Origin of the sequence: Arthrobacter sp. GMC3, assembly GCF_002929305.1 — a bacterium.
Lineage (GTDB): Bacteria > Actinomycetota > Actinomycetes > Actinomycetales > Micrococcaceae > Specibacter.
Genome location: NZ_PJIO01000013.1, coordinates 26,917 through 44,875 on the forward strand (window position 1 = coordinate 26,917; position 17,959 = coordinate 44,875).

The 17,959-nt window shown below is 62.8% G+C and carries 15 protein-coding genes and 1 tRNA gene; 7 read left to right on the forward strand and 9 right to left on the reverse strand.

Going from position 1 to position 17,959, the window contains the following annotated elements:
- Positions 1-365: 365 nt before the first annotated feature.
- Positions 366-1,181, reverse strand: coding sequence for an SMP-30/gluconolactonase/LRE family protein (locus CXQ94_RS17445; RefSeq protein ID WP_104091862.1), 816 nt, complete (start codon positions 1,179-1,181; stop codon positions 366-368).
- A 182-nt stretch (positions 1,182-1,363) separates the two neighbouring features.
- Between CXQ94_RS17445 and CXQ94_RS17450 the strand changes: the two genes are divergently transcribed.
- From CXQ94_RS17450 to CXQ94_RS17460, 3 genes are all read left to right on the forward strand, one after another.
- A complete protein-coding gene (locus CXQ94_RS17450) occupies positions 1,364-3,160 on the forward strand; it encodes an acyl-CoA dehydrogenase (RefSeq protein ID WP_104091863.1) in 1,797 nt (598 codons plus the stop codon).
- 234 nt (positions 3,161-3,394) lie between these two features.
- Positions 3,395-4,126 carry a lysoplasmalogenase gene (locus CXQ94_RS17455; protein WP_258067172.1) on the forward strand — a complete coding sequence of 244 codons (732 nt, stop codon included), beginning with the start codon at positions 3,395-3,397 and terminating at the stop codon, positions 4,124-4,126.
- Between the two features lie 93 nt (positions 4,127-4,219).
- A complete protein-coding gene (locus CXQ94_RS17460; protein ID WP_104091864.1) occupies positions 4,220-6,553 on the forward strand; it encodes a glycoside hydrolase family 5 protein in 2,334 nt (777 codons plus the stop codon).
- Here the strand turns inward: CXQ94_RS17460 and CXQ94_RS17465 are convergent.
- The 5 genes from CXQ94_RS17465 to CXQ94_RS17485 form a co-directional block, all read right to left on the reverse strand.
- On the reverse strand, positions 6,550-7,662 hold the full coding sequence (locus tag CXQ94_RS17465) for an amidohydrolase family protein (protein WP_104091865.1): 1,113 nt from the start codon (positions 7,660-7,662) through the stop codon (positions 6,550-6,552). The genes CXQ94_RS17460 and CXQ94_RS17465 overlap by 4 nt on opposite strands.
- A gap of 64 nt (positions 7,663-7,726) precedes the next feature.
- Positions 7,727-8,587 carry a fumarylacetoacetate hydrolase family protein gene (locus tag CXQ94_RS17470; RefSeq protein ID WP_104091866.1) on the reverse strand — a complete coding sequence of 287 codons (861 nt, stop codon included), beginning with the start codon at positions 8,585-8,587 and terminating at the stop codon, positions 7,727-7,729.
- Positions 8,588-8,605: 18 nt separating this feature from the next.
- On the reverse strand, positions 8,606-10,189 hold the full coding sequence (locus CXQ94_RS17475) for an FAD-dependent monooxygenase (protein WP_219817084.1): 1,584 nt from the start codon (positions 10,187-10,189) through the stop codon (positions 8,606-8,608).
- Complete coding sequence (locus CXQ94_RS17480; protein WP_104091867.1) at positions 10,186-10,797, reverse strand: VOC family protein; 612 nt, start codon at positions 10,795-10,797, stop codon at positions 10,186-10,188. Before CXQ94_RS17480 ends, CXQ94_RS17475 begins: the two co-directional genes overlap by 4 nt.
- A gap of 163 nt (positions 10,798-10,960) precedes the next feature.
- A complete protein-coding gene (locus CXQ94_RS17485) occupies positions 10,961-12,301 on the reverse strand; it encodes a CdaR family transcriptional regulator (protein WP_104091868.1) in 1,341 nt (446 codons plus the stop codon).
- A gap of 113 nt (positions 12,302-12,414) precedes the next feature.
- Here CXQ94_RS17485 and CXQ94_RS17490 point away from each other — a divergent pair, with 113 nt between their 5' ends.
- The 4 genes from CXQ94_RS17490 (at position 12,415) to CXQ94_RS17505 (ending at position 15,509) form a co-directional block, all read left to right on the forward strand.
- Positions 12,415-13,116 carry a GntR family transcriptional regulator gene (locus CXQ94_RS17490; RefSeq protein WP_104091869.1) on the forward strand — a complete coding sequence of 234 codons (702 nt, stop codon included), beginning with the start codon at positions 12,415-12,417 and terminating at the stop codon, positions 13,114-13,116.
- Between the two features lie 203 nt (positions 13,117-13,319).
- The gene (locus tag CXQ94_RS17495; protein ID WP_181034282.1) at positions 13,320-14,186 is read left to right on the forward strand and encodes an NmrA family NAD(P)-binding protein; all 867 of its coding nucleotides are present in this window, start codon (positions 13,320-13,322) and stop codon (positions 14,184-14,186) included.
- The gene (locus tag CXQ94_RS17500) at positions 14,183-14,602 is read left to right on the forward strand and encodes a hypothetical protein (protein ID WP_104091871.1); all 420 of its coding nucleotides are present in this window, start codon (positions 14,183-14,185) and stop codon (positions 14,600-14,602) included. Before CXQ94_RS17495 ends, CXQ94_RS17500 begins: the two co-directional genes overlap by 4 nt.
- Positions 14,603-14,633: 31 nt before the next feature.
- Positions 14,634-15,509 (forward strand): alpha/beta hydrolase, encoded by an 876-nt coding sequence (locus tag CXQ94_RS17505; protein WP_104091872.1) that lies wholly within the window; start codon positions 14,634-14,636, stop codon positions 15,507-15,509.
- 74 nt (positions 15,510-15,583) lie between these two features.
- On the opposite strand, the gene CXQ94_RS17510 is transcribed toward CXQ94_RS17505, so the two are convergent.
- The 3 genes from CXQ94_RS17510 to der form a co-directional block, all read right to left on the reverse strand.
- On the reverse strand, positions 15,584-16,081 hold the full coding sequence (locus CXQ94_RS17510; protein ID WP_258067176.1) for a DUF1801 domain-containing protein: 498 nt from the start codon (positions 16,079-16,081) through the stop codon (positions 15,584-15,586).
- 98 nt (positions 16,082-16,179) lie between these two features.
- Positions 16,180-16,253 (reverse strand) — tRNA-Pro (locus tag CXQ94_RS17515).
- Between the two features lie 149 nt (positions 16,254-16,402).
- On the reverse strand, positions 16,403-17,959 hold the full coding sequence (gene der / locus CXQ94_RS17520) for a ribosome biogenesis GTPase Der (protein ID WP_104091873.1): 1,557 nt from the start codon (positions 17,957-17,959) through the stop codon (positions 16,403-16,405).

The following is a 17,959-nucleotide window of genomic DNA, read 5'->3' on the forward strand; positions in this document are numbered from 1 at the left end:
CACGGAAAATAAGGCCCTGGTGAGGTGAGGCAGACGTTGCGAATACCAACTACGCATTCGCGCAGGGCCACACGCATGGCAATGCTGACCCCAAAATGATCATACCGATTGTTCCCACACGGTGGGCGAGGCGTTCGTAAACTCCCATATTTCGCGTCGTACCCCAACTTTTAGCAGTGTGGGGGCGGTATGTGCGTTAAATAGATCGACCCGCATAGCATCGGCGAGATACTATACGGGCCTAGCCGCCGCTAACCTTGAGAAAGGCGCCTTGGCTAAGAAGAACATTACCTGCCGCTGGCGGGTTCAGAAGCATCGATAGCGGTATTGAGCGCAAGCTCACATGAAAGCCAGGGTTGCGCAGGTCAAAGCTCGGAGTCCAGCCGAACGGCCAAAACGTTGCCGGTAGCCGGCCCAGATGGATCGGCGGGCCAGTCGGAGCAGGCCACAAACAAGGTGTTGGATTTCTCCCCGCCCACTGCACAAGAGAAACAACCTTGGTCCAGTTGCACCGTTCGCAAAACTTCCCCGCCCTCGGCAACCAAAACACAGTTCTTGTTCGGCACATCCGCGAACCAAATCCCGCCATCGCCTAGACATATTCCGTCGGGGGCGCTGCCGGGCACCACCGCCCATGGGCGCCGATTCCCCAAGGATCCATCGGAAGCAATGTCGAAGGCCGTCAGGCACCCGGCGTGAGATTCGGCCACCACCAAAGTGGCGCCGTCGCCGGTAACCACCATGCCGTTGGGGAAGGCCAGCTCGCGAGCCACTAGGCGAGTGCCGCCGTCGGGCGTTAACAAGGCGATTACCCCGGCCACCTCCGACGGGCCCGGGTAGGTGAATCCGATGCAATTGATATACGCATTGGGCCCGTGGGTGATGACCTCATTCCAGGGTGCCGTGGACCAACTGCTCAAATCGGCCGCCGGTTCCAAGGTGCCGGCAGGCGTGAAGCTCAGCAGCTTGCACTCGGATCCGGAAACTATGAGTAGATGGCCGTCGGGAAGCCAATCAAAGGTGATGGGAAACGTGGGCACGCTGATGGTTTGATGATTGGTCCCGTCCGGATCGATAGCGTGAATGTGTCCCTTGAGCCAATCGGCGAACCAGAACCGGCCGCCATGCCAACGCGCCGATTCCCCCATGCCAATACCGCTTGCGATGACCTTCGATTCCATGCCGCCTCCTGAGCAGTCCATCTGTTCTGCAGTCTAGTTCCGCGGCCGCGGGGTGGGAATGACTTCAGACGCTCGGGCTTGCGCCCCGAAATTGACGACGCCGATCAGGTGATCCACGCAACATTACTGGTAAGTAACAAAATTCCCCCACAAACGGCCCGGGCCGGGGTACGCTGGCCAGCATGAGCGAATACCAGCCCCCCATTGCCGATTTTGCCTTCGCCCTCGAGCACGTTGTGGGATACCCAGACCTGGCCAAGTTGCCTGGCTTTGAACACGCCGACCTCGACACCGTCGTTGAACTCCTGGAGGAATGCGGCGACTTCATGGCCAAGGTCGTGGCACCGACAAACCGCATCGGCGATACCCAAGGCTCACGCCTGCTCCCGGACGGAACAGTGGAGACTCCCGCGGGATTCAAGGATGCCTACCGGCAATATGTGGATGCCGGCTGGGGCTCGGTGCCACTGCCGGAAGAATTTGGCGGCGGCGGATTCCCCCGCACCGTGGGCCTGGTCATCCAGGAGCTCATGACCAGCGCCAACATGGCGTTCTCACTGTGCCCCTTGCTGACCCAGGGCGCCATTGAGGCCCTCCTGCACTACGGCGACGACGACCTTAAAGCCCGCTACCTGCCCAAGATGGTCAGCGGCGAGTGGACGGGCACCATGAACCTCACCGAGCCACAGGCGGGGTCCGACGTCGGGGCCCTGACCACACGCGCGGTACCAAACGGTGATGGCACCTTTGCCATCACGGGACAAAAGATCTTCATCACCTATGGCGACCATGACATGGCCGACCAGCTGGTGCACTTGGTACTGGCACGCACCCCGGGCGCCCCCGAGGGAACCCGCGGCATCTCCTGTTTCATAGTTCCCAAGTTCCTTGTCAACGACGACGGTTCCCTGGGTGAGCGCAATGGTGTTGAGACGGTTTCCCTCGAGCACAAGATGGGAATCCATGCCTCACCCACCTGCGTGCTCTCCTACGAAAACGCCACCGGCTACCTGATCGGCGAAGAAAACAAGGGCATGCGCATCATGTTCGTCATGATGAACAGCGCCCGGCTTGGAGTGGGCGTGCAGGGCCTGGCTGTGGCCGAACGGGCCTACCAGCAGTCACTTGCCTACGCGCAGCAACGGCGGCAGGGGCGTGCCATTGGCGCCACCGGCCAGGACTCCGCCATCATCGAGTTCCCCGATGTACGCCGGATGTTGATGACGCAAAAAGCATACATTTCGGCCCTGCGGTACCTGATGTTGCTTGACGCCAGCTACGTGGACCGCAGCACCAACGACCCGGACCCGGCAGTACGCGCCCGGGCGGAGGAGATCGTGGGGATCCTGACCCCCATCTGCAAGTCCTTCGGCACCGACCTTGGCAATGAGCTCACCTCACTGGCCCTGCAAATCCATGGCGGCATGGGTTTCATCGAGGAGACTGGCGCCGCCCAGCATGTCCGCGACGTCCGGATCGCCGCCATCTACGAGGGCACCAACGGCATCCAGGCCGCGGACCTGGTAGGACGCAAGCTCGGTGTACGCAGCGGAGCCTCCATTCTGGAGTTCCTTGCCTCAATGCGCGAGGTTGAAGCCGACCTGGCAGGTGCAGGCGAGCAGTTTGAGGTCATCGCTGCCGAACTGGGCCGGGCGTTTGACGTTCTGACCGAAGCCACAGAATGGATGCTTCGGACCGGGACCACAGACCCAAATTCGGTACTCGCTGGCTCCACACCGTTCCTGCGGATGTGGGGGCTGTGCACGGGTGGTTGGATGCTGGCGCGTGCCGCAGTAGCCGCCCAGGCAACGGGCGACGCCGAACTGGCTGCGACCCAGCTGGTGCTGGCCAAGTTCTATGTCCAGCAATTGCTACCGCAGTCCGCCAGCCTGGTAGGTGCTGCCACCGCCGGGGCACAGGACCTGTTCGCACTGGATGCGGATCAGCTGGCCGGTGTGCTGGGGAAAGTCAACAGCTAGCCGGGCACATCGCGGTTGCCACAAGCTTGGACAGGGTGGGCGCCTCATCGTCGAAAGTTCCGTGGTGGAGGATCTTACGACGCAGGCGCCCTCCTGAAGTCTCTGGCAGTCTCTGGAAACGAACCCGGGACAAAACCGGCAGGTTCTTCGTTACGGCGAGCCTCTTGACCGTCTCCACAATCATTTCCGTGCCAGCCGTTCGGGCTGGGCAATGATCATCCCCGAAGGAGTGCGGTGTCCGCCGTTTTGAAAACACCACCGATCACTGACCGCCCGCTGTGGTGGGGTTTCGTCCCTTACATTCTGGTCTCGGCCGTCCATGTGACGGCCCGCTTCATGAACAATGACGGCATCAGCGAACCGAGCAAACTTCTGCTGATGCCCGCCTTGCTGCTGGCGCTTCTGTGGATCGGTCGCCGGCTTCTGCCACGGGCCACCCTTGGCTTGTTGGTGACGGCCCTACTGTTCTCTTGGCTGGGCGACGGCGCTGGCACGTTCTTCCCGTTCGCCCCGACCCTGCCACTGATGTTGCTCTGCTTCGGAGTGGCCCACCTTTGCTACATGCGGGCTTTTTGGCGCCATCTGGCCGTACGCGCACTGCCCTGGTGGTCCTTGGTCATCGCGTTGTGGTGGGTACTCCTTCTAATCCTCCTGTGGCACAGGGCCGGCGGACTGGCAATGGCTGTGGCAGCCTATGGGATCGTGCTAGGTGGTACGGCGGCCCTGGCAACCCGGTGCCATCCGGTTATCATGTGGGGCGGTCTATTCTTCCTGACCTCCGACACCATCCTGGCCTTCCGCATTTTCGCCGCGGATCTCATGCCGCCGTGGACCAGCGGGGCGGTAATGCTCACGTATGTGGTGGGGCAGGGCTTGATAGTGGCAGGAGCCCTGATCTATCGCAGACGCCTCATGCTAGGAAATCCTCAACAACTAGGCCAGGGCGAAGTAGCTACTGGCCAGTAGACCGAGCGTTGAACAGTATTGACATTGCTTCGACGAACCGCAAAGCTGTGCAGAAAGCCCCCGCCCCGCCATGCCCTGTCACGATGGAGTGCCATGATTTCAGCTCGACGCCCGCTCGTAGCGATATGCGGCACAATCATCCTTGTCCTGATCCAGGCCGTAGTCGACCCTACAGGGCTGCTGGCACTGGTTGGCTTTTCAGGCGCCCAACCTCAGTTCGATCGCGGCATATGGCCACTGGCACCTTATGTTGTGTTTGTCCCCGTGCTGCTGGTTGGTACTTGGTGGGTGGCCGTGCGTGCCGGTGAGCGCTTTTGGACCCTTGCCGCCGGCATCACCTTGACCGTCATGTTGGCGCAGGCGGCCACGTGCCTTTTTATGACCTGGGATCCTGCGGTGGCCGCCTGGTCGGCCGGATTCGTTACAGGAAAGGCCCTGCCGGCGGCTCTGATCGTGGCCGGCCTTACCCGTTGGTTGGGTGGCTCGAGAACCCGTACGGTTCACTCACACGGTTCCCTCTGGCCAATCGCGCTTCTTTTTGCCGCCCTTGCGCCGTTGCTGGCCGGGCTGTGGTGGACCGGGGCCGTCTATGCTCCGGGGGTTCCGGCCGCCCGCCCCGACCGTGGGGCACTGTCCATGTTTGTGGCCATTCTCCTGATTGCAGCCGCAACTTTTATGTTCCTCCGATTGATTCGCCCCAGGGTTCCGGGCGTGTTGGGCGGGTGGCTCGCCGCCCTGCTTGCGGGCGGGGCAGTGGGTCTCGTGCAGGCGGTCATCGCATTTCTTCTCGATGGCGGCTTGCACGGCGACCTGTGGCCGTTGATGGCCGCGTACGTCGCCGTCGCCGACGGGCTCTCCTTCGGAGCATGTCTTGGCTGGGTAGTTGGCATCGGTGCTGTTCTCTCGGATCGGGTTCTTGCCGGACAGGCCGGAAGGAAAGTCCAAGTCGCCGTCGGAGCGGCAGTTGCGGTGGCCATGGGCTTCGCGGGCATCCTGCCAGCCCCAGAGCCGGCAACAGCGGTGGCCAGGACGACGTCGAATGCGCCGGCTGGTTTCCTGCGCACCGACGGGGCCAACATCTCCGACGGAAAAGGAAACCAGGTGCTGCTGCGCGGGGTCAACGTCAACCAGTTGGTCGACTTCTATCAGCCCCGCCCCGAGGTCCCTGCAACGCGGCCACTTTCCGAGGACGACTACGCCGGCATGGCGGAGCAGGGCTTCGACGTGGTGCGGCTGAACATTTCCTGGTCGGCCCTGGAGCCAACCCGAGGATCCCTTGACCCGGGCTACCTGGCCAAAATTACCCAGGCTGTCGCTTGGGGGAAGCAGCACGGCATTTACACCGTGTTGGACATGCACCAAGACGGCTGGTGGAACGGGCCCGCACCCGCAGGTACCGTCTGCAGGCCGGGCACGGACCCCATGTGGGGCTACGATGGCGCCCCCGAGTGGGCGACCATCACCGATGGGGCACCGCGCTGCGAGTTCACAGGCCGGGACATTTCCCCCGCTGGAAACCGCGCGTTTCAAAACTTTTACTTCAACACCGACGGCATCCGGGTAGCTCTCGCCGAAACTTGGGGCAAGCTCGCAGCAACCTTCCGCGACGAACCCATGGTGGCCGGTTTCGATCTCCTCAACGAACCGGGGTTTGGCGAATCAGCGCCCGTGACCACCGCCCATCTGTTGGGAACCTTCTACGACGAGGCCATCCAGGCCATCCGCGCGGCGGGGGCACAGCAGATCGTGTTCGTTGAACCGAGCATCTTCTGGTCTGGTCTGGGTTTCGACACCGGTCCAACACCGGGATTCACCAACGACCGAAACATCGTGTTCTCACCCCACCTCTATGCGGAATCAATCACCATGGATCGTGACCTGGGGATCCCGCCCATCGTGCGAATAGAACGGCAATTCACGCTCGCCCAACGCGTCGCCAACGAATACGGCGCACCGTTGTGGTCCGGCGAGTACGGCTACTGGGGTGAGGACTCCGACGTCCTGCAGCGGCTGACCCGCTATGCGGCCACCGAAGACCAGCAGATGCTCGGTAGCGCGTATTGGGTTTGGAAACAGGCCTGCGGGGATCCTCAGAATGGCATTGGCCCGGTGGGCAATGCGCTCATGATGCAGGATTGCGCAACCGGGGGTGACGCCGCCCCCAAGACAGAGGTTCTGAGGATTCTCAGCCGGGCCTACCCCCAATCCGCACCAGGTACGCTCACGTCTCTACAGGCCGACGGCGCCAAATTCCAGCTCGCCGGAACCACCGCATCCCGAGGCTGCGGACTCACCCTTTGGGTCCCCGGGTCCGCTAAACCTGTCTTGTCCACGGTGGGTGTGACGGAGCTGGACTCGGTGGCAGTTCCGGGTGGTTGGCGCGTGAGTGGTTGTGCGGAGGGAAATTACACGGTTTCGGCGGGCTAGGAACTGCTCTGGACCCTTTCCCCTTCAATCCACACGGCCCTAATGTCGCGCGTCCTGGAGATGTCCTCAAGGGGGTTGCTGCCCAACAAGACCAGATCGGCACGCAGGCCAGGCACAATGGTGCCGCGATCTTGAAGGCGGAAGAGCTCGGCGGCACTTGCTGTTGCACTGACAAGCGCCTGCGCTGGTGTTAGACCTGCTCCCACGAGCAGTTGCAGTTCGCCGTGCAAGGACTCCCCGTGTTTCGGGCTGAAAGGCACGAACGGGGTGTTGTTTGCATCCGTGCCTGCCACGATCCGCACCCCGGCGGCGAGAATGTCCGTCACGGATTGTTGGACCTGGTGGATGCCGGGGCCGGGGCCTTGCGTGGGCATTGCGAACTTTGCGCCGATCCCCTCCATCATCGACAGCGTTGGCACGATTGCGATGCCCTTAGATTTCATCGCTGCGACCTGCCCCGGCGTGAGAGGGCTTCGCAGCGGGACGTGGGTGAGGATGTCGACCCCCGCGTTGATTCCCAATTGCACGGCCGCATCCGAGGACGCGTGCGCAATGGTCAAGAATCCCTGTGCGTGGGCGGCCACAACGAGTGCGGCCAGCGTTTCCCCGTTTAGCGCCGCGGTCCCCTTTTCTGCCGGGTCCTCGATGATGATCTTAACGTAGTCGCATCCTTCCCCGGCACGGTCGGCAACGAAGCGTTCCGCGTCATCCGGGCCCGTGACAACCGCCGACAACGCGAACGTATTTGCTGTCAACTCCCTGCCGCTAGGGCCGAAGGCTGGACTGAGTGCGCTGCGAATGTCCGTGAGTCCGGGAACTTTTCTCATGCTGTCAATCAAAGTTGGAGAGTTGGTCCCCATGTCCAAGGCAGTGGTCACCCCGAAGCGGGCAAACTCCCGCAGGTTCTCAGGTGAATCAAAATGCACGTGCGCGTCAATAAGTCCGGGAATAAGGACACCGCCCCCACCCTCGACAACCTCACCGTCTCCACCGGCTGTGGCGATCAACCCGCCCTCTACGAAGACCGTTCGCAGGGAGGAAAGCCCGTGTCCATCGAAGACGCGGACATTGTTGATGGCAAAGGAATTCCCTGATGCGGATGTAGACACGTTTTCACTTCTCTTTCATAGTCGGCGCGGATGACAAACCCAGCACATGCATGATTTTGTGGCGTTAGGCGTGAAAGCGCTGGACGATGGCGCCGATCCCCTCGATTTCGGTCCGCAGCGTTTCACCGTCCTGGAGGAAACGTTGGGGATCCATGCCCATCCCCACGCCCGGAGGCGTGCCGGTGAAGATGAGATCGCCCGGCAACAGCTCGATCGTGCGGGAAAGTCGGCTAATGAGATCGGCTACCGGAAAAACCAGCTGCGTGGTGGAGCTGTCCTGCACACGAGTCTCGGTGCCGTCCGGGCCGATAATCAGCGTCTGGATGGCGAGGTTGTTGTGATCTGCAAACTCGTCGAGGGTGGCAAGCACCGGGCCCGTCGGAGCGAAGTTTTCAAATGACTTGCCCATACTGAACTGGGCGGGAGTTCCCTGCCACTGCACGGTGCGTTCGGAGAGGTCCTGGCCAACCGTATATCCGGCGATGTGGGAAAGCGCGTCCGCTTCGGCAATGTTCCTGCCACCGCGGCCCACCACGACTACGAGCTCCGCCTCCCAGTCGACTGTGTCACCGGGGAGCTGCACGTCAACGTCCGGGCCGGCAACCGAGGAGGCGAACTTCGTGAACACCACTGGCTGCTCCGGTAGCGGAAGACCCGACTCGGCGGCGTGGTCGGCATAATTGAGCCCCACGCCGATCACCTGCCGGGGACGCGGCGATGGTGCGGCTAATGCCGAAGCCTGAAGTGGCGTGGACAAAGGATGTGCTGCGACGTCAATTTCGGTCCCCCACGCCGCAAAGGATTCCCAGTCCGCAAATACAGCGGCAGGGTCCGAATGAAATCGTCCTTCGCTCGCGGTCTCCACGTCCAGGGCGCGGTCTTCGGCCACGAGGGCCAGGCGACCAGTGATGTTGGCGATGCGCATGTTTTTCCTTTTCTAGGGTCAAGCAGGAGTGGTGAATCCGCGAAGGGCAAGCTCGAAGATCGGTTCGGGGTGGGCCGTGGGTGCTCCCACCCACGCGATGTGCTGATCAGGCCGTACAAGCACCACTTGATCAGCTGCTACGGGCGGGAAACCGTGAGCAGTTGGGTCAATGAGCGTCAAAGGAATGCCGAGGCGGGTTGCGGCCCTCCCCCAGGACTGCACGTTTTTACCCAGCACCGTGAATTCCGGGCCCAGCAGGTCAAAAAGCGATTCTCCGCTTTGGTTCCGGCTGTGCGGCAGTCGATTCCCTGGCCCAAGTTGGGGAACATAAACATCCGTCGTGGCTGCCTGGGCCGCCGAGTTGGGCCCGTAACCGTACCCGAGAACCAGTCCCAGACTGTGGAACTCGGCACGTTTGAGCGCAGGAATCGCCTGGGCTGCAGCGGCGCGCGCGGAATCGCCCTCGGGGCCCCGCAGCATCAGTTCCGGGGAGCTCAAATCGAGCGACAGCGAGCGCATGTTGGACGCCGCCAGTGCGATTGTTTGTTCGGCTATCGGTCGACGCTCCGCCTCGTAACTTTTAAGGAGCACCGGTGGCGCCCAGCCGCCGATGACGGCTCCGAGCTTCCATGCGAGGTTGACGGCGTCGCCCAGGCCGGTGTTGAATCCGTGCCCACCCCAAGGGGGATTCTGGTGCGCGGCGTCGCCGATGAGGAACATGCGAGCGTTCCCGTAGGAGTTGCTGAGCAGCATCCTTGCCTGCCATGGATCTGTCGCGAGTATTTCGACGTCGACGTCGACGCCCACCAGGGAGCGAACCACCGACGCAGCCTCGGCGTCGTCGGCGATCGATTCGACGCCTGTCGCAATCGCCCACCAGGTCCCGTTGAGATCCAGCGGTCCGACGACGCCGGGCGCCTGTGGGTTCAAGACCCAGTGGTGCAGCGCCCGCGGCACCAGTTCGGCGAGTTCGCGAGAGCGAAAGGTGATGTTGACGTTCGGTCGCCCACCGGGTGCCCCGACATACTGCGCGCCCATCGCCGATCGCACAACACTGCGTGAGCCGTCTGCGCCCACCACGTAGTCGGCCGCGATAAGCTGCTCCGTCCCGTCGGACTGTTGGACACTCACGCGTGCGCGTTCCTGACCAAGCTCGACGGCGACAGCATGTGCACCGAACACTGTGGTGACAAGCGGTTCACGCTCGATCAGTGCACGCAGCGCTTCCTCGACGACGGGCTGCGAGACCTGCTGCGCAGCTTCCGAGGTGAGCTCGGAGTTCACGAGGTCGAGCCCGAGCACGTTGCCCATGCGTGCGATTTCCGTACCTGCCGCCGTCGTGCAGAAGCGGACATCTTGCGACCACTCCACAGGGAGTGCGGCGCGCCGACGGATCTCCTGTGCTGCGCCGAGCCTGCGCAACAGTTCCATGGATCGGGCGGAGGTGGTCTTGGCGCGCGGGCGCGAATGCTCCACCACGGTGCGCGGCTCGATCACCGTGGAGGCAACGCCGTGATAGGCCAGTTCAAGCGCGAAGGTGAGCCCGACGGGCCCACCACCGACGATGACCACCCGAGCGGTGGCCGGGACTGGCTGGCTCACCAGACCTCGGGCAAGAAGATGTCCTCCGGTATCACTGCCGGGCGGTACTCCCCCGCGCGGGCCCGGTCGTGGATCTCCTTGAAGGAGAGCCCCTCCTCGCGAGCCTGTAGAAGCTTCTCCGGGTCGAAGTATTCGCCGATCGGATTCTGCGCGAAGTCGAGTGAGTTGGCTATCCATTCGCTGGAGTCGGCCCAGTCGCCGAAGCCGTCGACCTGAATCTCGACACCGTTGCCGTCCGGGTCCTGGTAGTAGACCGACATGGTAATCCCGTGGTCGAGCGTGAGGAAAGGCAAGATGCCCTGGTCGCGCAACCGAGAGTAATTGTTCAGCCACATATCGAACGTCGAGAATTCGAACGCGGTGTGGTGGATGCCCGTCTCATGACCCTTGTCCGTGGGGTGCTTGAGGCCGGGGGGAGAAAGCAGCGCAATCCGGTGGTTTGCGTCGTCGTTGGTGAGCCATGATGCCTCGTCACTTTGGAACACCGGGCGCAGCCCACACACCAGTCCGTACCACTTGACCATTTCATCCATCCGCAGGGTGGTGAAGGTCGTGTGGTGCAGCTTGGGCGGGTTGGCCGGCCAATTCGTTGCTTGGTTCTGCGGCATGGTCTCTCCTTTGAGAAAAGTGGATGGCTTGACACTGAACTCCATTCAACGTGCCCCAACCACAGTTCGGCTAGTGCTGCGCGCACGAATCACATCCTCCAATGTGGCTTTGAGCCCAATTGGGAACTCATTTTGCGCTCTCGGCCCAGGTTGAGCTGCAGTCTCAGGCTTTGGCCGGTGGTTCCCTGAGGCATTCTTCAAGGATGACAAGGGCCGCCTGCAGATGCTGGCGCCGGACCCCGAGCCCGCGCCCGAGTATTTCCTCGGCCCGGCGTACCCGATAGCTGACCGTGTTGCGTGAGATCTTCAACCGTTGGGCGGCGCCCTGCGGGCTGCCACCCTCCTCGAGGTACACCGCAAGTGTCCGGCGCAGCTCCACAACGTTGGGTTCGTAGGCGGAAAGCTCACCGAGCTCGCGCCGGGCGAAGCGCAGGGCCCTGTCGGGGTCGGCAAGCAACAGTGAGAGCAGGTCCAGATCCCCATAGGGTGTCACCGCTTGATCGCCCGGTTTCTGCGAGCGCAAGGTAAATGCTGCCTGCGCATCCTCATGGGATGTGCGAAAGCCGCCCACTCCTCGACCGGGGACACCAAAAACTGCGTGTACGTCGGCGGGGAGGGATGCTGCGGCGAGCCGTTTCCCCAGCTCTTTACCATCGGCCTTCGGCGTTGCCCAGGCCCACACCACGCCCAGGCTCACCGACAACACAAGCTTCTGTTGGCACCCGGCCTGCCGCAGCAGCTCACAGGCGGCCTCATGCAGCGCATCCTGGTCGGCGTCGAGGGTGCGTGCCGAGCTCCAAACAACCAGGGCCAGGTGTGTGCGGGTGAGGTCGTAACGCAGGTGCCGTGAGGTGACCTCAAGCGGCTGATCGTGCCCCCGGACAATTTCCTGGACGATTGTCAGCCGTGACGCGGCCTCGCTCTGCGTCCAGCGAATCTGTTCCTCGCGATATGAGGTGGCCATCTGGGTTGAGAAGGCGTCGAAGAACGCGAATGTTTGCTGGGAGAGCGTTCGCATCTGCTCGTGCCGGTGCCCGGCGTCGCCCAGCCTGGCACACTCCGCCAGGAAAGCCGCCGCGATCACAGAATGGCCTAGCTGGATGCCTCGCAGCAACTCATCCAGGCTCACACCGCGCCTGACGAAGTCGGGGATGCCTCCCAATGAGTCGGAGGTGACCGGAGCGTCAAGCTCGTCGCCGGCGAGCGTCATCAGCAGCTGCATGGTGGTGGACTCGGTACCCATTCGCAGTACGTCGAACCCGCCGTCGGAAACGTGCCCGGGGATCTGCGCGGTGACCCGTTCGGCAGCCTGTTGGCCAATCTCGACAGCCCAATGGGCGGCGTCAACACCAACTGCGCGAACCACACGCGAAAACTGCGCCCCATTGCTGGCCGACTGAAGGTGCCCTCCGGCCATGCTCGGCTGCAATAGTGAAAGCCATGGCACGGCCGGCTCCGTCACTAGCTGTACCGAGCCGATCGCTGGACTGGCGGTTGCGGTCATGCCTAATCACGGCTCCCTTGGCTGGATATAAGCTATATTTTAGCTGCGGGATTCTCCGTAGGTAAAGGGCGAGCGCGTGTAGTGCCCAAACCCGCACCACGAAGGAGTCGGCCATGACGGCAGAAGGCCAGCAATTGCGCTCGGTGGTGTCACAGAACAGTTCGGCTGTCGATCTGGTCACGGCCGAGATCCGCCGGGCCGTTCTCACAGGAGCCCTGGCACCCGGGCAGCAATTCTCTATCCGAGATTTAGCCAGCCAACTCGGGGTCAGCCACATACCGATCCGTGAAGCCCTGCGCCGCCTCGAGGCACAGGGCTTGATCGTCCTGCGCCAAGCGCGCAGCGCGACGGTCGCGACGCTCACAGCCACCGACATGGAGGCCATTTACCGGCTCCGCTACGTCCTGGAACCGTCGCTCGCTGCGGCCTCTGTTGGTTGCCACACCCCGGAGCATGTCCAGGAGCTCGAACGGCTCCTGGAAAGGTCCCGTGACCATGACCCCGAGGTGGCCTGGCAGGCGCACTATGATTTTCACGCGGCCCTCGTGCATCCGGCCGCCACCGAGTGGGACGATCGGATTCTTCAGACGCTGTGGATTGCGGCCGAACGCTATACCTACCTCGTGTTTGATCCGGCACTTATCAATCAAGGCGAGCGTCAGCGCCGCTATGACACCCACCGGCTGCTGCTCGACGTCGCGCTTGGCAGCGACGCCGAGGCCATGGCGGCAGCCCTGACCGAGCACTTACACGCCAACGAGGTGCGCATCCGGGACTACATCCAGCGCGTGGAAGCGAACGACGCCCCGGCCTGACCGACGTCGTCCACCATTGCACATGCGTGGAGAATTACGCGGCTTGGCCGCTCCCTTACTGGTTTGCGACGAGCAAGCACACTGGTTACTTTGACGTTCCCCAACCCCTCCTAGTTCCGGAGCTGAGGGTTAAGAAAACTCTGGCGGTCAAAGAATATATCCGCTATCGTCGCACATATCGTTTCCAACCAAGGAGGACATTGGTGTCTGCTCTTGTACTAGGCGCGACGGGCAATATCGGCCCGCACGTTGTCCATGAACTCATCGCCCTGGGCCAGACGCCGCGCGTTGTAGTGCGTGACGCCGATAAGGCCCACACACTTTTCGGCGACGCCGTTGAGGTCATCGCGGGCGACATGTCAGACCCTGCCGTATTGGATACTGCCACCGACGGCGTTGACTCGGTTTTCCTGCTCTCTCCGCACAGCTTTGGCATGGCCAATGTTCAGCTCGGTGTCATCCGAGAATTGCGCCGCAGCGGGATACGGATCGTCAAATTGTCCGGCACGAGCAGCGCCATTACCCCCGATGGTCCGCACGTATGCCGCCAGCATTGGGAGATCGAGCGTGTCTTGCAGGAAAGCGGCCAGCCGTTTGTGATTCTGCGGCCAAACTCGTTCATGCAAGTGCTCGTGGGGCAGCTCATGCTGGGCCAGCTACGCGCCACGGGATCAATCATCAACGCGATCGGCCAGGCCGGCATCAGCCTCATTGACGCCCGCGACGTCGGCGCCGTTGCCGCGCAGGTACTCACCCGCCACGATTGGGATGGCCAAACGCTCGAACTCACGGGCCCACGCGCCGTGACGTACCCTCAGCTTTCCAAGCTTGTGGGCGTCTACGAGCCCGCACCCGTGGTCGATGCAGCACCCGCACAGGTCCGTGCCTCGTTGCTTCAACGCGGAGTGCCCGGTTGGGAGGCCGAACACTTCCTAGAGATGTACGAGCTTTTTGCGGCGGGCGAATCCGCATTCGTAACAGACACTCTCGAGCAGGTCACCGGCCGTCCACCCCGTACCATCGAGGCGTTCCTGGCGGAAACGCTGGAGCAGGCGGGGGTAGCCTCGTGAGCGAGTGCCTGCCCTGCGACCTGGAGAGCGCCGATGACGCGGCCGTCGTCTACCGCGATGAGACGTGGTCGTGCGACGTTGCCGAGGGATACGACGTCCCTGGCTGGTTCATCTTGCGGCTGCGCCGACATGCCGAGGGATGGGACGGACTAACCGCGCAGGAGGCTGCGGGGTTCGGCGTCGTGTCCAAGCGGATTGCCGCTGCGATTCAGGCCGCGACAGGCGCACCCACGGTCTACTTCATGAGCTTTGGTGAGAACTACCCGCACTTTCACTTCCTGGTGATCACCCGCCCCGAAGACCTCGCACCGGAATTCAAGGGCGCCGGCATCTTGGCCCTCCGGGCCACCAATAGGGACCTTGCCGGTTCGCTTGAAACTGCGTCCACGGTTCGCCAAGCACTCCCCGCCACCTGAGGCGAAACCACCACAACCAGAAAGGACAACGATGTCCACCCCGTTTACCCACACTGCAGGCGACCGTAGTTACAGCGGACGCACGAACATCGGCACCGTTGAGACAGCCGATGGTGCACCCCTCGTCGTCGCCCTCCACGGTGGCACGTACACCTCGGAGTACTTCGACATTCCCGGCCATTCACTGATCGAGAACGCAACAGCGCAAGGTGTCCCCCTCATTGCCCTGGACCGGCCGAACTACGTCGACTCCAGCCCCCTTGAGAGCGAAGATTCGATCATCCTCGACAACGCCGAGGTGCTAAGTGCTGCGATTGGCTCGATTTGGGAGAAATATGGCGAAGGTGCCTCCGGGGTTGTGTTGCTCGGGCACTCCATTGGCAGCGCTGTTGCGACGGCTGTCGCGGCGTTACAGCCCCCATGGCCGCTCCTGGGGCTCGCCATCTCCGGCTGCCTCAACAATGTTCCCCAAGAGTCACGTGCCGCATGGGAGGCGTTGCCGCCCATCCCGATGATCGATCTTCCCGTCCCCATGAAGGACCAGGTCATGTTCGGTCCCGCGGGCTCCTACGCCAGCGACATGCCCGCCGCGAGCTACCCGTCGAATACGCTGGTGCCCAAGGCCGAGCTCTTGGACATTACCGGCGGCTGGATCGAGCGCCAGGCCGAGATCTGCGGGCGCGTAAGTGTCCCTGTGCATCACCGCCAGGGCGAGTTTGACGCACTGTGGATCACCAACCAGGCCGAGATCGAGAAGTTCGGGGCAGGTTTCACCTCGGCTGCGTCGGTCGACACGGCACTGGCACTCGGATCCGGTCACTGCATCGACTTCCACCTCGCCGGCCAGGAGCTTCAACGCTCACAGCTGGTGTTCGCGAAAGAATGTGCAAAAACAGCTGCGGGCTGATTCTCGCGCCCGCTCCCCGTTCTCGCTACGGTTCTACCGGTAGCGAGAACGGGGACCGGGCGCGGCAGGGGCAATCACGAGCGCTTCTTGCCCCCGACGCCGGGCACGGAAGCGACCTGTTTCATCCACTCCGCAATCTGAGGTTCCCCTAGCTCTTCCACGGATATGAGCTCCACACCCCGCGTTGACTTGCCCATCCCCACCGGCGTCACAGGCGGCACGGGCTCGAGTGCGGCGCCATTGATAAACATGAGCTTGACGTGGCCGGCGAAGCCCCCGCAGCTGAAGCACCAGCCGTCGCCGACGCCGTAGTAGGCCATGCCCCATTTCACCGAGCGTTGCAGCCCGGGCAGCGTCTTGGTTGCCAGCGCATCCACCGCCTCTACGATGCCGCGCTGCGGCTGCGGCAGGCTGGCGATATAGGCAAAGACCGGTTTGTCTCCGACCGCCGCCTTCGCGGGACTTGCTCTGCCCGTCATGGCTTCCGGCAGCGTCCACGCAGCGTCGCCGTGTGCCGCAATCCCGGTGTCCGGTTCTTGCTGCTCCCGCTTGCCGATCTCCCTGCTGTCCATGGCAGAATTTTACTCCCGGCCCCCAATGGGATTTTTTGGGCAACAAAAAACCGCTCAAACCCTGGCTACTTCCCAGTGTTTGAGCGGTTTTTGTTCGGTCGGGCTGACAGGATTTGAACCTGCGACCCCTTGACCCCCAGTCAAGTGCGCTACCAAGCTGCGCTACAGCCCGAAAGTTCAACATCCGGAAGAGATCTCCCGTGGCTGAACCACCGGAAAAAGTTTACCCCATATTTTCGGCCAGTCTGACCAATTCCGGTGTGATGGCCATCTCAGGGTCCGTCCAAGGTGAAGGATGGACCCTGAGAGGCCAGAAACTCTCTACTTCTTGCGGCTGCGCTTTTCGCGCACACGCATGCTGACCTCGATGGGGGTGCCTTCGAAGCCGAACGTTTCACGCAGACGGCGGGTGATGAAGCGGCGGTAGCCGGCATCCAGGAAGCCGCTGGTGAACAGCACGAACTTCGGCGGGCGGCTGGAGGCCTGGGTGCCGAAGAGGATACGGGGCTGCTTACCGCCACGCACCGGGTGGGGGTGCTCGGAGACGAGCTCTCCCAGGAACGCGTTCAGGCGGCCTGTGGGGATGCGGCGGTCCCAGTTTTCCAGGGCCAGGTCCAGGGCAGGAACCAGCTTGTCCTTGTGCCAGCCGGTCTTGGCTGAAATGTTGACCCGAGGTGCCCACTCAACGTGGGCCAGGTCCTGCTCGATTTCACGTTCCAGGTACTTGCGGCGTTCGTCGTCCAGCAGGTCCCACTTGTTGAACGCCAGCACCAATGCACGGCCGGATTCGATAGCCAGCTGAAGGATGCGCACATCCTGCTCGCTCATGACCTCGTCCACGGCCAGCAGCACCAAGGCCACTTCGGCCTTTTCCAGGGCACCCTGGGTGCGCAGGGAGGCGTAGAAGTCGGCACCCTGTGCCATGTGCTGACGACGACGGATACCTGCGGTGTCCACGAAACGCCAGGTGCGGTCGCCAAGCTCAATGAGCTCATCAACCGGGTCACGGGTGGTGCCGGCAACGTTGTCAACTACGACGCGCTCGGTGCCGGCCAGCTTGTTCAGCAGGGAGGACTTGCCCACGTTCGGGCGGCCGATCAGGGCCACGCGGCGCGGCCCGCCGGTGCGCTCTACGCCGGCGACGGCGGAGAACTCGGGCAGAACTTCCATGACACGGTCAAGCATGTCGGCAACACCACGGCCGTGGACGGCGGAAACCGGGTGCGGCTCCCCCAGGCCAAGACCCCACAGGGTGGCGGCATCGGCTTCCTGGACCAGGTCATCGACCTTGTTGCCGACCAGGATGACCGGCTTCTTGGACTTGCGCAGCATCCGCACAATTGCCTCATCGGAGGCGGTGATGCCCACAACAGCGTCAACAACCAGCAGAACGGCGTCGGCCATTTCCACGGCAATTTCGGCCTGCTCGGCCACGCGCAGGTGGATGCCCTTGGCGTCGCGCTCCCAGCCACCGGTGTCCACCAGGGTGAAGTTGCGTCCGTTCCAGTCGGCCGAGTACTGCACACGGTCACGGGTAACTCCGGGGGTATCCTCCACCACGGCTTCGCGGCGGCCCAGGATGCGGTTGACCAGCGTGGACTTGCCGACGTTGGGCCGTCCCACGATCGCCAGGACGGGGTCCTGGCGCAGGGCGTCTTCGCTGGTGCCGTCGTCGAATTCGCCAGCGAGCAGCGCGGCATCTTCTTCGTCGAGCTCGTAGCTGGCCAGGCCCGCTAGCAGGCCGGCGGCGCGGGTGTCGGCGTCCTCGTCGGAGATTTCCGCCAACCTCTCGGCAATATGGTCAGTACCCGTGGGTACGTAGTCCTGGTGACTGAACTCACCCTCATCGGGGCGCGTGGCAGACTTGGAGTCGCTCAT